Raw genomic sequence first — 13,525 nt, 5'->3', positions numbered from 1 at the left:
AATAATTGTCTTGCGATGACTGAACAGACCACGAACACTGCCGCGACACGCCCCGGGCGCACGCCCTCACGCATCGGCGGGGTCGGGCGGGTTCTCGTCGTGGTCTACGCGATCCTCGCGCTCGCCGCGACCGGCCGCTCGTTCTACCAGATCGCCACGAAGTTCGGCGAGGCCCCCGTCGCCTATCTGCTCTCGGCGCTCGCTGCCGTGGTCTACATCGTCGCGACCGTCGCCCTCGTCTCGCGCGGCCGGGTCTGGTACCGGGTGGCCGTGACCGCGATCGCCTTCGAGCTGCTCGGCGTCCTCGTGGTCGGCACCCTGAGCATCGTCGACGCCGCCCTCTTCCCGCACGACACCGTCTGGTCGGTCTACGGGCGCGGCTACCTGTTCATCCCGCTCGCGCTGCCCGTCCTCGGCCTCTGGTGGCTGTGGAGCCACCGCCCGAGCCGCACGGAGACTGCCGCGGATGCCGCACGCACGGCGGCGCACGACGGATCCGCCGCCTGATGCGGGTCTTCCGCGACCCGGCCGAGGTGCCCGCCGGCTTCGGCCCGAGCGCCGTGACGATCGGAAAGTTCGACGGCGTGCACGCCGGGCACCGCGCCGTGCTCGCGGAGCTCTTCGCGGTCGCAGGGCGGGAGTCGCTCGTGCCCGCGGTCGTGACCTTCGACCGGCATCCGCTCGTGCTGCTCGCTCCCGAGACCTGCCCCGAGACGCTCGTGGGGGTCGAGCAGAAACTCGAGCTGCTCGCCGAGACCGGGGTCGAGGCATCCCTCGTGCTGACCTTCGACGAGGCGCTCGCATCGCTGAGCCCGCAGGAGTTCGTGGAGCGCGTTCTCGTGCACGCCCTGCACGCGCGCGAGGTGCTCGTCGGCGGCGACTTCCGCTTCGGGCACCGCGGCGCGGGCACCATCGACACCCTGCGCAGCCTCGGCGAGCAGCACGGCTTCGGCGTGCGCGTCATCCCCGACCTGCTGTTCGCGGGGCGGCGGAGGGTCTCGTCGACCTGGATCCGCCAGCTGCTCGCCGAGGGCAACGTGAAGGAGGCCGCCGAGCTGCTCGGCCACGTGCCCACCGTGCGCGGCGTCGTCGTGCACGGGGCGAAGCGCGGGCGCGAGCTCGGCTTCCCGACCGCGAACCTGTCGCCCGAGTCCGACGGGCTCATCCCCGCCGACGGCGTCTACGCGGGGTGGCTCACCGATCACGGCGTGCGGTACCCCGCGGCTATCTCGGTCGGCAGCAACCCGACCTTCGACGGCGTTCCGCCGAAACAGGTCGAGGCCTTCGTGCTCGACGAGGAGCTCGACCTCTACGACCACGTCGTCGACGTCTCCTTCGTCGCCCGCATCCGGGGCATGGTCGCGTACTCGGGCGTCGAGCCGCTCATCGAGCAGATCAGCGCCGACGTGCAGACCGTGCGCTCGATCCTGCTGTGAGTGCCCGCACCGGTCGCATCCTCGCCCTTCTCGGCATCCTCCTCGTCGCAGCCAATCTGCGCACCGCCGTCGCGGCGCTCTCGCCGATCGTCCACGAGATCGCCGTCGACATCCCGCTCGGCAGCATCGCCGTGGGCGTGCTCGGGATGCTTCCACCGGTCTGCTTCGCGATCTTCGGCGTCATCGCCCCGGTCTTCACCCGCCGCTTCGGCCTCGAGCGGGTGCTCGTCGTGGCGATGGTCGCCGTCGTCGCCGGACACCTCGTGCGGGCGGCCTCGGGATCCCTCCCGCTGCTCTTCGTCGCGAGCGCGGTGACCTTCGCGGGGATGGGCGTCGGCAACGTCGCCCTGCCCCCGCTCGTGAAGAAGTACTTCCCCGATCGCATCGGGCTCGTGACCTCGCTCTACGTGACGGTCATGTCGGTGAGCACCCTCATACCGCCGCTCGTCGCGGTTCCCGTCGCCGAAGGCTTCGGCTGGCGTGTCGCTCTCGGCATGTGGGGCGTCGTGAGCGTGCTCGCGGTGCTGCCGTGGATCGGGCTCGTCGTGCGGGAGCGACGTGCGCGGGCCGAGCGCGCCGCCCGTGCCGACCCGCTCATCGAGGAGCCGGCCCCCGCCGTGCTCGGTCGTCTGTGGCGGTCGAGCATCGCCTGGGCGCTCGCGGTGATCTTCGCCGTCTCCTCGCTCAACGCCTATGCGATGTTCGCCTGGCTTCCGCAGATGCTGAGCCAGATCGCGGGCGCCTCACCCGGAACGGCCGGGGCGCTGCTGTCGGTCTTCGCGGGCATGGGCATCCCCGCCGGGGTGCTCGTGCCGATCCTCGCGGCCCGGATGAGGAACGTCGCGCTGCTCGTGTACCTCGGCGTCGCCTTCTTCGTCGTCGGCTACCTGGGCCTGCTCACGGTGCCCGGCACCGCGACCTGGCTGTGGGTCGCGTTCATCGGGCTGGGGCCGCTGCTCTTCCCGCTCGCTCTCGTGCTCATCAACGTGCGCACCCGCAGCCACGAGGGCTCCGTCGCGCTGAGCGGTTTCGTGCAGGGCGTCGGCTACACGCTGGGCGCGCTCGGGCCGCTCGCCGTGGGCGTTCTGCACGAGCTCACCGGCCAGTGGACCCTCGCGATCGTCTTCCTGCTCGTGACGGCCCTCGCGGGGATCTTCGCGGGCGCGATCGTCGCCCGCCCGCGGATGCTCGAAGACGACCTGGAGCGCTGAAAGGGTCGAGTCCTGCGGCTACCCGATGAATCGAGCGATGGCCTCCGCGACGCCGCGGGGGTCGTCGCGGTAGAGGTTGTGGCTTCCCCGGAGTTCGACCACCGTCGCGTCAGGCCGATGCTCGCGGAACTCGGCCACGTGTTCGTCATCGAGCACCCCGGCCGTCGCCCGGATCAGCAGCACTTTCTTCGGCGCGTCGTCCAAGGGGGCCCACAGGGTCTCAGGGTCGTAGCCGCGATGTGCCGAGGCGTCGAGCCGAGAGAGGTGGTGACGGAACTCGACCCGGCCGTCGGGGCGTACTCGGGTGTTGAGGAAGATCCCCCGGATGAGGTCCTCTCGGCGTCGGCCTATCCCATGGGCGAGAGCCCGGTCGATCACCTCGTCGCGGGAGGCATAGCTCTCGGGGCCGCTGATGAAGGCGTTGATCGCATCGGTGTTCCGCTCGCGCTTGGCGAACCCGGGCGTCACATCGACGAGCACAAGTCGGGTCACGGCGTCGCTGAGCGCGGCAGCGGCCGGGATGAGGGCCAGCCCGCCGAGGGAGTGGCCGACGAGCGTCGACACCGTCGGCCATTCGCGGAGCGCGTCGGTGAGCGTCGGAGCGATCTCGAGTGGTGAGTAGCGCGCATCGTCGCGCCATGCCGACTGGCCGTGGCCCGGGAGGTCGATCGAGAGCGACGGCGCACCGAGCGACAGCGCGACGGAGTCCCAGGAATGCGCGTGGAGCCCGGCTCCGTGGGCGAGAGCGAGCAGCGGCGGGCCTGTGAGCCAGCGCAGGCCGCTGAGTCCGGCACCGAGATCGACCCGCTCGACGTCGCGAACCGACACTCCGAGCCTGTCGGCATCCGCTTCGAGAAAGGAGAATTCGGTGAGATCGTCACTCGCCTCGCCTGCCGTCATCATGGTCCTCCGCGATCTGTGTCGACCGGAGCCGCCGTGCCGATGGCCCCGGCGGCACACTAGCCGAACGGCCGCGGGGATCGCGGTCTGCTCCGGGTTTTCGAATCTTGCTTGCACAGGCCTGGCGCACCCGCTGTACTACAGGTATTCGGATTCCCGATTCGAGAATCCGAAATTCGTCGTCAACGATGTCGATCGGAGGATGCGCGTTGGAAAGCGATCGCCTGAAGCGGATTACAGATGTCCTCGGACTCCTCGCCGTGAGCGGACCGAAGACCGTCACCGAGATCAGTTCGATATTAGCGCTCCCCGTCAGCAGCACTCACGATCTGCTGACGGCCATGGCCCGCGGAGGCGTCGCGACGGTCACGTCACGCGGCTACGACGTCGGACCGGTCGCCGCTCGGCTCGCCTTCAAGATCTGGCAGCGGATGGATGTCGCGAAGGTCGCGACTCCAGAGCTCGAGCGGCTCGTTCGGCGCGTCGGCTTCGATGTGTACCTGGCTGTGCAGACGGGCAACGAGGTGATCTACGCGTCGCGGTTCCGCGGGCGTCAGGGCGTCAACATCGACATTCCACTGGGTCTGCCCCTCTACCGGCATGCGACCGCGGCGGGCAAGCTGTTCGCCGCCTACAGCAAGGAGATCCGCAAAGAGGTGATCAACAGCGAGCTCCCCAAGCTCACCCCCCGCACGCGCACGGACAAGGCCGCGCTGAACAAGGAGTTCGACGCCATCCTCGGCCGCGGGCTGAGCATCTCGCGCGAGGAGGCGGTCACGGGGATCATCGGTCTCGCCGCTCCGATCCTTCGCGACGAGCACATCATCGGTGCCGCTCACATCTCGGTGCTGAGGAGTCGCCTCGACGATGAGGGGCTCCGCGAGGTCGGCGGGGAACTGATCGCCACAGTGGCCGCCATCGAGGAGCGGCTCCAGGGCAGGCCTCCGCAGCAGCGACCCCATGAGCCGATCACGGAGGCGGATGTGGCGCCGCTGGTCAGCGGAAGCGTCATTCCGCGCGTGTGATGCACGGCATCCAGCGATACAGCAGTCTTGAGGAAGGAGAACGTGTGACCGGGACGGAAATTGCGGTGCTCGCGGTCGCGAGCACCACGGTGGAGCGCGAAGAGCGCAGAAGCCTCGAGGAGATGATCTTCGACACGGCGACGAGCGCCCTCGGATCCGCGAACCTCACCCATGAGGATCTCGATGGGGTCGTCGTCAGTGGCAACGACGAGATCGACGGTCGGGTCATCTCCATCATGGCGAGTGCGGGTCCCGCGGGCGGTGTGGATCGAGACACCACGATGATCGCCTCGTCGGCCGATCAGGCATTGAGCTATGGTTTCCTGCGGCTGCTCGCAGGGCAGGGGGAGCGTGTGCTCGTGGTGGGATGGGCCAAACCGAGCGAGTCGGTCGACCCCGATCGTGCTGAGCTTATGGCCGCGGAGCCGTATGTCTTGCGCGACATCGGAATGAACCACACCATTGCGGCCGCCCTTCAGGCATCCACGTGGGTGAGGGAGGGCGCCGTCGCAGGGGCGACGGTCGCCTACCCCCTGGACCACGGGGATCTTCCCGGCCGAGGCGACTCGGTGCACGCGATCGTCATCGCGGCGGATGGAGCGTTCCCCGAGGGAAGCGAGCTCGCGTGGATCGTGGACTCCGGTTGGGCGACGTCGAGCTATGAGCTCGGCGGCCGTGACCTCTCAGAACTTGAGAGCCTCCGCGGAGCCGTCGACCAGATCGTCGCGCGAAATCCCGCTGCCGCCCCGGCGAACTGGGCGCGCACCGAGATCGCGGCGGGAAGCGAATACGTCGTTCGGGAGACGGTGCGGGTCCTCGGCCTCCGTCCCGACAGCGTCAACGTCGCCGGCGGCCTCGCAGAGCTGCCCACCTCGCCGCACGTCGCCGGTCTGGGACGATTCGCCGAGGCGATCCGGGCGACCACGGCCGCGCGCGGCGGCGCACCGACGAAGACGGCAGGGATCGGGTATCACGGCTTCGCTTCGCAGGGGGCGACGGTGATGGTCTTCAGCACACACAAGAGAGGCGTCGAATGATCAACGTCGGTATCGCAGGATTCGGGCAGTCGTACTTCACGACGAAGCGCACCGATGTCACGTTCCCCGAACTGGTCAAGGAGGGTGTGGACCTCACCCTCGCCGATGCCGGTATCGGGATCGACGACATCGACGCGGTCGTCTATCCGCTCGCTCCCGACGCGCTCATCGGTGTCAACAACGGTGAACGCTGGGTGATCGATGCGCTCGGTGCGGCAGGGAAGCCCTTTATGAGAGTGAACAACGGCGGGGCGACGGGCATGAGCGCCGTGCTCGCCGCGTGGACGCACATCGCCTCGGGCCGCTTCGACGCCGTTCTCGTCGCCGGGGCCGATCGTGTCTCGGAGTCCGGTTCCGCACAATCCGTGCTCAACAAGATGTGGGACGTGGGATACGAGCGCACGGTTCCGCTCAACACGATCACGATGCTTGCACTCTCCGCTCAGCGTTACATGTGGAAGTACAACAGCACGGAGCTCGACATGGCGCGTGTCTCCGTGAAGAACCGCTACCACGCAAGCCTGAACCCCTATGCGCACCTGCGTACGACGATCACACTCGATGAGGTGCTCGAGAGCAGGACACTCGCCTGGCCGATCAAGCTCGGCGACGCCTGTCCGTCATCGACCGGTGCAGCGGGCCTCGTCCTCGTCTCGGAGCGGTTTGCGAAGGAGCACGGGCTCGAACCCGCCTGGATTCGCGGGATCGGCCAGAACACGGAGACATTCTGGATGGGCGATCGGGTCGGACCGAAATCCCTCGGCGACCACGCCGACGCGGACGCGCTCGCGAAGGCGTTCCGAATCGCCTACACCCAGGCGGGTGTGACGAATCCGTCGGAGCAGGTCGACGTCGCCGAGCTCTACGCCCCCTTCTCGAGCGTCGAACTGCACGTTGTGGAGGCCGCGGGCCTGGCCGCACCGGGAGAGGCGCCGGCCGCGCTGGCCGACGGACAGTTCACGTTCGGATCGCATGGGCCGGTCGTCAACCCTTCGGGCGGCACGCTGTGCACCAACCCGATCGCCGTCACCGGCACCATCCGCGTCGGCGAGGCGGCCAACCAGGTTCGCGGTCGAGCCGGCGCGGTCCAGGTCGAGGGCGCGCGCGTCGGCCTGGCGAGCGCCATCGGCGGCGACCACCAGTTCTATTCCACCATGGTGCTCAGCACCGACCTCGAGGAGATCTAACTGTGACCGACCAGACAATCAGCCCAGAGGCTCCGCTGTTCTACGAACAGACGTGGGACCTTCAGTACCGGCACGCGCTGGGCGCGACGACATCGAGATTCCTCCGTGGACTCGCCGAAGGGCGGATCTGGGGAACACGTACCGAGGAGGGACGGGTTCTTGTGCCGCCTCGCTCCTATGACGACCGAACCCACACGAAGGTCGACGACTGGGTCGAGGTGGGGACGGAGGGCACCATCGAGATGTCCACCGTCGTCTACGAGCACTTCACAGGGCTGCCGAAGCCGCCCTACGCCCTCGCTTATGTCCTGCTCGACGGTGCCGACACGGCGCTCGTCGGATACGTTCGCGGCGTCGGACTCACAGACCAGGGATCCGCGGTCAAGGCCCTTACGATCGGATCTCGTGTGAAGGCGGTTTTCGCCGAGCAGCCGACGGGAACCGCGGCCGACTACTGGTTCGAGCCGCTCTCCTGATCCCGCCGATGTCGAGTACTGCGCCCGCCCCGCGTTCCGAGCCGGTCGAGGCCATGGCGGTCATGGCGCTCCACGGGCACGGCGGTCCGTCGGTGATCGGAATGGAGCGTATCCCCGTGCCGCGAGCGGCTCCCGGGGAGTTTCGGGTGCGGGTGCTCGCATGCGGGGTCTGCGGACACGATGCCCTGGCCCGCTCGGGCAGGATCCCGTCTGCGTCCGACGCCGTGCTCGGCCACGAGATCGCCGGCGTCGTCGACTCCGTCGGGGACGACTCGCTGGCCGCCTGGCTGGGTCGCCGGGTGGCCCTCGTGCAGCGGCGCCCCTGTGGTGTGTGCGCCGACTGCCTCACCGGGTCGACGAACCAATGCCGCTCGGGTCCGGGCTTCTACGGCGACGATGTCCAGGGCGGCTATGCCGAGTTCGTCCTCGCCGATCCGCTGAACGCCGTGCTGCTGCCCGACTCGATCGACGATGCGACGGGAGCCGTGCTGTCGTGCGGTGTGGGCACGGGCTTCCGGGCGATCAACGCCTCAGGCTGCGGGTCGGGCGACGCGCTGCTGATCACGGGCTCCGCGGGCGGGGTCGGCCTGAACGCCGTCGCTCTCGCGGCGTCACGGGGAATATCGGTGTTCGCCGCGACCTCGAGCGAGGCGAAAGGGAAGGCTCTGCTCGAGGCCGGAGCGGTGGAGGTGCTTGTGCGCCCCGATGCCGGCACCGTCAGGGCCGCGGCTGCACGCCATGGGTTCCGTCGCGGCGTGAACGCGGTGCTCGAGCTCACGGGAGCTCCGACCTTTGCGCTCGCCGTGCGCTCGCTCGCTCCGCGGGGACGGGTCGTGCTCGTCGGCAATGTCGACCCGCGGACACTGGGTCTGGAGGGCGGCCTCGTCATCGTGAAAGAGCTGTCGGTGACAGGCTCCGCGCACGCGACCAGAGAGGATCTCGAAGCCGTCGTCGAACTCGTCGCATCGGGCGCGCTCCTGTCCCCGCGGACGCACAGCCGTCCGCTTCGCGAGGTTGTTGCCGCGCATGCCGCTCTCGACGCGCGGACGCAGATCGGACGGACGGTGGTGATCCCGTGAGCGGCAATTGGGGCAGATGGGGGAGCTCCGACGAGATCGGTGCGCTCAACCTCGTGGGTCCGGACGAGGTGCGGCGAGCCGCATCGCTCGTCCGCGAGGGGACCGTCGTGGCGCTCGCACAGCCCTCCGGAGCCGAGGGCGCCGTGCCACCGCATCGCGGGCGTGGGATGAGATTCATGGATCGGGATGCCGGCGACTACGCACTCGGCGCCCGGGTCGTCGGCGGGTTCAAGTTCGCCGAGGACACCGTGATGCTCTCGACGCACAGCGGAACCCACGTGGACGCCCTCTCTCACGTGTGGTCAGGTGACGAGCTCTTCAACGGGCATCCGGCCTCGACACTGCGGTCCACGACGGGGGCGGCGCGACTCGGCGCCGAGACACTGCGGAGCATCATGACCCGCGGCGTGCTGATCGATCTCGTCGCGGCCAGGGGCGAGCCGCTTCCGGCATCCACCCGCATCGGCGCCGAGGAGCTCGCCCGCGGCTACGCGTCCGCCGGACTCGTGCCCGAGGCCGGTGACGCTCTCGTCGTGCGCACGGGGTGGTGGGAGTCGCATCGGGAAAGCCACGCCGACTACTTCGACAACGAGCCGGGGCTCGACGAATCAGCCGCCGAGTGGATCGCCGCCGCCGACATCGCGATCGTCGGCGTCGACAACTACGCGATCGAGGTGCAGCCGTCGAGCGAGGGCACGCGGTTCCCCGTGCACCTCGCACTCATCCATGAGCACGGTGTGCCGTTCATCGAGAACCTGGAGCTCGACGGGCTCGTGGGCCGCGGGGTGGCCGAGTTCTGCTTTGTCGTGGCCCCGGTCGGGTTCGCCGGTTCGACCGCGGGGCAGGTCACCCCTCTGGCGATCCTATGAGCGAACAGATCTCGTGGCTTCTCTCGGGTGGAGACGGCCCGCTCGCCGGAATGCGCGTGCTCGACCTCAGCCAGCAATTGCCGGGGCCTTACGCGACCGCGCTGCTCGCCGCGCTCGGGGCGGACGTGATCAAGGTCGAGCCGCCCGGCGGCGATGCGGGGCGCGCTTTCGACCCAGCGATGTTCACGACCGTGAACCGATGGAAACGCGGGGTGAGGCTGGATCTCAAGAGCGACGGCGATCGTGCTGAGCTGCTTCGACTGGCCGTCGACGCCGAGGTCTTCGTCGAAGGCTTCCGCCCCGGGGTCGTCGCGCGTCTGGGCTGCGACTACGCGACGGTGAGCGCGATCAATCCCGGGATCGTCTACTGCTCGATCTCCGGTTTCGGCCAGAGCGGCCCCCTCGCGTCGCGGCCGACGCACGACATCAGCCTTCAGGCGATGATCGGAGCCATCCCGGATGACGTCACGATCGATCGCATCGGGGTGCCTTGGGTCGACCTGTCGACCGGATCGACTGCCGCCCTCCTGGCAGTCGCGGCCTGGCACGCGGGGGCGGGCGCACACCTCGATCTGGCAATGCTCGACGCGGCGGCCTCATGGGCGCGGATCAAACCGGAGGCCGTCGATCATCGCGAACCGAGCTACGGCACCTTCTCGTCTCGTGACGGACATCGTGTTGTCGTCGCCCTGCTCGAGGATCCGATGTGGGAGCGCCTGTGCGCCGCGCTCGGCTGGGACGACTGGTCCGGACATCCGGAGTACACCCGGTACAGTGATCGACGCACCCGGTCCGCCCGAATCCGTGAGCGGCTCGCCGCATCGCTTCAGGCGATGACCGCTGACGAGATCGCGGCGATCGCAGCGAACCACGACCTGCCCGTCGAGGTGATCGATCCCTCCGATCCCGAGATCCTTGCCCAGCTCGCTCGCCGCAGTGCGGGGAACGACGCCTGCGCGGGTCTGCCGATCCCCGTCGACTGGCTGCACCCGATCGATCCGGGAGCGGAGCCGTGACGGGCACCGTACGCTCGGTCGTCGACCGGGGGATCGCGACGATCGAGATCGACAACAGGCCGGTGCGGAACGCCCTCGACCTCGGGATGTACCGCCTGATCGCCCGAACGATCGATGGTCTGAGCGGCGACGGGCGCGTGAGGGTCGTCGTCGTGCGCGGGGCGGGCGAGGAGGCGTTCTCGGCGGGCGGGGACATCTCGGAGTTCCGCGAGACGAGAGCGCCCGGTGCCCCCGCGATCAGCTACAACGCGGCGGTCGCAACGGCCGAGCGCGCACTCGAGTCGTGCCCCGTGCCCGTTATTGCGCAGATCCACGGGGCGTGCGTGGGGGGAGGATGCGGGATCGCGCTCGCCTGCGATCTCCGCATCGCCGACACGCGTCTTCGAATCGGAGTCACCGCGGCTCGGATCGGCCTCGTCTACGGGCTCGAGTCTACGAGGCGACTTGTCGACGCCGTGGGCAGGGTGAGGGCGACGCGGATGCTCGTGACCGCCCGCCTTCTCACCGCGGATGAAGCGCTGAGCGCCGGGCTCGTCGACGAGATCCACGCACCGGCGGCGCTCGAGGGAGCCGTTCGCACGATCGCCGCCGAGATCGCGAGCCTGTCGAGCACCTCGATTCGAGGGGCGAAGTCGATGCTCCGCGAGCTTGCGAAGGGTGTGCGGGAGGAGACCCCGGAGACCGTCGAGGTGCGAAACGCCTCGTTCTCCGGCGACGACTACGTCGAGGGTGTTCAGGCCTTCCTCGCCCGGCGTGCGCCGCGATTCTGCGTGGAACGTCCGGAGGGCGAGACGCGATGAGCGCTTCGGAGTGTCTCGTCGACCTTCGAGGACGACGCGCCCTCGTGACGGGCGGAGGGTCGGGCATCGGGCGGGCAAGTGCGATCCTGCTCGCTGACGCCGGAGCGCGAGTGACTGCGGTGGATGTGAGCGGCGACGGCCTCGAGCAGACGGTGGGGGCGGCGGACGGTCTGCGAGGCTCGGTCGAGGCGCTCGTGCTTGATGTGAGCGAGTGGGGTGCGGTGCAGACGGCGCTCGGCTCGCTCGAGGCCGACATCGTGATCAACGCCGCCGGGATCATGATCCGCAAGGATCTGGAGCAGACGCAGCGGGAGGACTGGGAGCGGATCGTCTCGGTGAACCTCTCCGGCTGTTTCGCGGTGCTCAAGGCGACGGTGCCACGAATGCGACGCGGCGGGAGCATCATCCAGATCGCGTCGATGACGGCGAACTCGGGCAATCGTTACCCCGCCTATACCGCGACGAAAGGGGGAATGCTGTCGATGACACGTGAACTCGCGGCCGAACTCGGCCCACGAGGCATCCGGGTCAACTCGATCAGTCCCGGCGTGATCGTCACGGGGATCAATCGCGACCACTACACCCGAGAAGGAAGCGGTGCGACGGCGATCGCGATGACCCCGCTCGAGCGACTCGGCGAAGCGGAGGACGTGGCGCGATGTGTGCTGTTCCTCGCCTCGGACATGTCGGGTTTCATCACCGGTGCGGACATCCGCGTCGATGGCGGGCTCACGGCGACGAGGGTCATCTAGATGAAAGGACGGTCAGAACCCATGAGTTCCGATTCCACACGATTGAGCTCGTTCGGCCCGCTCGCCTGGGACGAGAACCGGCTGCCGCCCGAGGCGCGAACCCTTCCCGCACTGCTCGACCAGACCGCCGCCGTCCGCCCCGATGCCGACGCCCTGGTCTCCAGCTCGGGCACTCTGAGCTACGAGGAACTCGCACGTCGCGTCGGCGAGTTCGCCGCATCGCTCGCGACGCTCGGTGTCTCGCCCGGGAGCCGAGTCGCACTTCTGGCCCCCAACATCGAGGAGTGGGTCGTCGCGGCCTTCGCAGCGATGCGACTCGGGGTCGCCGTTGACAGCTTCAACACCTGGGTTCGCGCGTGGGACCTGGACTTCCTCCTGTCGTCAGCGAAGACCGAGACCCTGATCATGACGCCGAGCGTGCGCTCGAGCGATCTCCTCGGAGAGCTGGCGACCCTGGTCCCCGAGTTCTGGGAGACGGGCGGGCCGGTGCACAGTGAGCGATACCCCCAGCTGCGCAATCTCATCACGATCGGCTCGGGTGTCCGCGAGACGCCCATTCCGGATTCCGCCCATGACTTCCACGACCTGATCGTGCGTGCGGCCGGCAGGCCTGCTCCGGAGAATCGTGCGCGGGGCGATGACGCGGCGGTCATTGTGTACACCTCGGGAACGACGCAGTATCCCAAGGCTGTTCCGCTGCGTCATCGGCATCTCATCGAGAACGGCTTCGCGATGGGGGAGAGAGCGGGGTTCGGCGACAGCGAGCGGGTCTGGCTCGGCTCTCCCATCTTCTGGAGCTACGGAATCGCCAACGCGGCGATGACGACTTTGACCCATGGGGGCTGTCTTGTGCTGCAGGAGCGGTTCACAGCGGCGGAGGCCGCCCAGGTGCTCGCGAGAGAGGCGTGCACGGCGCTCTACCTGCTGCCGAGCCTTGCGCTGGCACTCGAGGAGGAGGTCGCGGCCGAAGTGCGTGCCATCGACTCGCTTCGCACGGGCCTCATCATCGGCCGGGGAGAGGAGGTCGAGCGGGCTATCGTCGAACTCGGGATCCCTGAGCTGTGCAACGTCTACGGCCAGACCGAGACCTATGGGAACTGCTGCGTGACGCCGCACGAGATGCCCGTGAGCGAGCGGGTGGTGACGCAGGGCCAGCCGCTTCCCGGTGTGGAGGTGCGGATCGTCGACATCGAGTCGCGGGAGACCGTTCCGATCGGAGATCAGGGGGAGATCTGGGTCCGAGGCCGGGTGACGCCCGGGTACCTCAACAACGCAGAGGCCACTCGGGAAGCCATCACGGAGGACGGCTGGTATCGCACGGGCGATCTCGGCACGATGCGGGCGGACGGGAGCATACAGTTCGTCAGCCGGCATTCGGACATGATCAAGTCGAACGGGATCAATATCTCGCCCACCGAGGTCGAGGCGTTCATCGCGAGTCTTCCCCCCGTTGAAGAGGTCGCGGTCGTTGGTGCACCGCATCCGTCTCGCGGTGAGGTCCCCATCGCCTTCGTCGTCCCCCGCGCCGGGCAGGCCGCCTCCGAGGAGTGGATCATCGGGCACTGCCGCGACTCCGTCGCGAGCTTCAAGGTGCCGTGGGCCGTCGAGTTCGTGCGAGAGCTGCCTCGCACTGCCACCGGGAAACTCACGCGCAGAGAGCTGTCTGCGCCCGCTGCGGACCTCGTTTCTCGGCGGCTCGCGGAGGTCTGACGGCTGCTCGGAGGCGCGGGCGGGGCC

General features: G+C 68.7%; 14 protein-coding genes. 13 read left to right on the top strand and 1 reads right to left on the bottom strand.

The features are described from left to right. Positions 1 to 15: 15 nt before the first annotated feature. From CLV54_RS12130 to CLV54_RS12120, 3 genes are read left to right on the top strand one after another with little or no spacing between them, the layout of a single operon-like run. Positions 16 to 507, top strand: coding sequence for a hypothetical protein (locus CLV54_RS12130; RefSeq protein ID WP_100345244.1), 492 nt, complete (start codon positions 16 to 18; stop codon positions 505 to 507). Then, positions 507 to 1,436, top strand: a complete 930-nt coding sequence (locus CLV54_RS12125) for a bifunctional riboflavin kinase/FAD synthetase (protein ID WP_100345243.1) — start codon at positions 507 to 509, stop codon at positions 1,434 to 1,436. Before CLV54_RS12130 ends, CLV54_RS12125 begins: the two co-directional genes overlap by 1 nt. Further along, positions 1,433 to 2,647 (top strand): MFS transporter, encoded by a 1,215-nt coding sequence (locus tag CLV54_RS12120; protein ID WP_100345242.1) that lies wholly within the window; start codon positions 1,433 to 1,435, stop codon positions 2,645 to 2,647. The genes CLV54_RS12125 and CLV54_RS12120 overlap by 4 nt, the downstream gene beginning before the upstream one ends. 18 nt (positions 2,648 to 2,665) lie before the next feature. Here the strand turns inward: CLV54_RS12120 and CLV54_RS12115 are convergent, their stop codons facing one another. Then, complete coding sequence (locus tag CLV54_RS12115) at positions 2,666 to 3,550, bottom strand: alpha/beta fold hydrolase (protein WP_100345241.1); 885 nt, start codon at positions 3,548 to 3,550, stop codon at positions 2,666 to 2,668. 185 nt (positions 3,551 to 3,735) lie between these two features. Here CLV54_RS12115 and CLV54_RS12110 point away from each other — a divergent pair, with 185 nt between their 5' ends. From CLV54_RS12110 to CLV54_RS12065, 10 genes are read left to right on the top strand one after another with little or no spacing between them, the layout of a single operon-like run. Continuing rightward, entirely contained in the window at positions 3,736 to 4,572 is an 837-nt protein-coding gene (locus tag CLV54_RS12110; protein WP_100345240.1) for an IclR family transcriptional regulator, read from the top strand. 44 nt (positions 4,573 to 4,616) lie between these two features. Further along, a complete protein-coding gene (locus CLV54_RS12105) occupies positions 4,617 to 5,609 on the top strand; it encodes a hypothetical protein (RefSeq protein WP_157802944.1) in 993 nt (330 codons plus the stop codon). Continuing rightward, positions 5,606 to 6,796, top strand: a complete 1,191-nt coding sequence (locus tag CLV54_RS12100) for a thiolase family protein (RefSeq protein ID WP_100345238.1) — start codon at positions 5,606 to 5,608, stop codon at positions 6,794 to 6,796. The genes CLV54_RS12105 and CLV54_RS12100 overlap by 4 nt, the downstream gene beginning before the upstream one ends. Before the next feature lie 2 nt (positions 6,797 to 6,798). Further along, positions 6,799 to 7,272 (top strand): Zn-ribbon domain-containing OB-fold protein, encoded by a 474-nt coding sequence (locus tag CLV54_RS12095; RefSeq protein ID WP_100345237.1) that lies wholly within the window; start codon positions 6,799 to 6,801, stop codon positions 7,270 to 7,272. Positions 7,273 to 7,280: 8 nt separating this feature from the next. After that, positions 7,281 to 8,351: an alcohol dehydrogenase catalytic domain-containing protein gene (locus CLV54_RS12090; protein ID WP_211294537.1), complete on the top strand. Its 1,071-nt coding sequence runs from the start codon at positions 7,281 to 7,283 to the stop codon at positions 8,349 to 8,351. Then, a complete protein-coding gene (locus CLV54_RS12085; protein WP_100345235.1) occupies positions 8,348 to 9,220 on the top strand; it encodes a cyclase family protein in 873 nt (290 codons plus the stop codon). Before CLV54_RS12090 ends, CLV54_RS12085 begins: the two co-directional genes overlap by 4 nt. After that, positions 9,217 to 10,236, top strand: a complete 1,020-nt coding sequence (locus tag CLV54_RS12080; protein ID WP_100345234.1) for a CaiB/BaiF CoA transferase family protein — start codon at positions 9,217 to 9,219, stop codon at positions 10,234 to 10,236. The genes CLV54_RS12085 and CLV54_RS12080 overlap by 4 nt, the downstream gene beginning before the upstream one ends. Next, positions 10,233 to 11,036 carry an enoyl-CoA hydratase/isomerase family protein gene (locus tag CLV54_RS12075; RefSeq protein WP_157802943.1) on the top strand — a complete coding sequence of 268 codons (804 nt, stop codon included), beginning with the start codon at positions 10,233 to 10,235 and terminating at the stop codon, positions 11,034 to 11,036. Before CLV54_RS12080 ends, CLV54_RS12075 begins: the two co-directional genes overlap by 4 nt. Further along, positions 11,033 to 11,788 (top strand): SDR family NAD(P)-dependent oxidoreductase, encoded by a 756-nt coding sequence (locus CLV54_RS12070; RefSeq protein ID WP_100345232.1) that lies wholly within the window; start codon positions 11,033 to 11,035, stop codon positions 11,786 to 11,788. The genes CLV54_RS12075 and CLV54_RS12070 overlap by 4 nt, the downstream gene beginning before the upstream one ends. A 21-nt stretch (positions 11,789 to 11,809) precedes the next feature. Beyond that, a complete protein-coding gene (locus tag CLV54_RS12065; protein WP_100345231.1) occupies positions 11,810 to 13,498 on the top strand; it encodes a class I adenylate-forming enzyme family protein in 1,689 nt (562 codons plus the stop codon). Positions 13,499 to 13,525 lie beyond the last annotated feature (27 nt).

It is taken from the genome of Compostimonas suwonensis, from assembly GCF_002797855.1.
Taxonomy (GTDB): domain Bacteria; phylum Actinomycetota; class Actinomycetes; order Actinomycetales; family Microbacteriaceae; genus Compostimonas; species Compostimonas suwonensis.
This window is presented reverse-complemented; position numbering and strand designations above follow the sequence as displayed.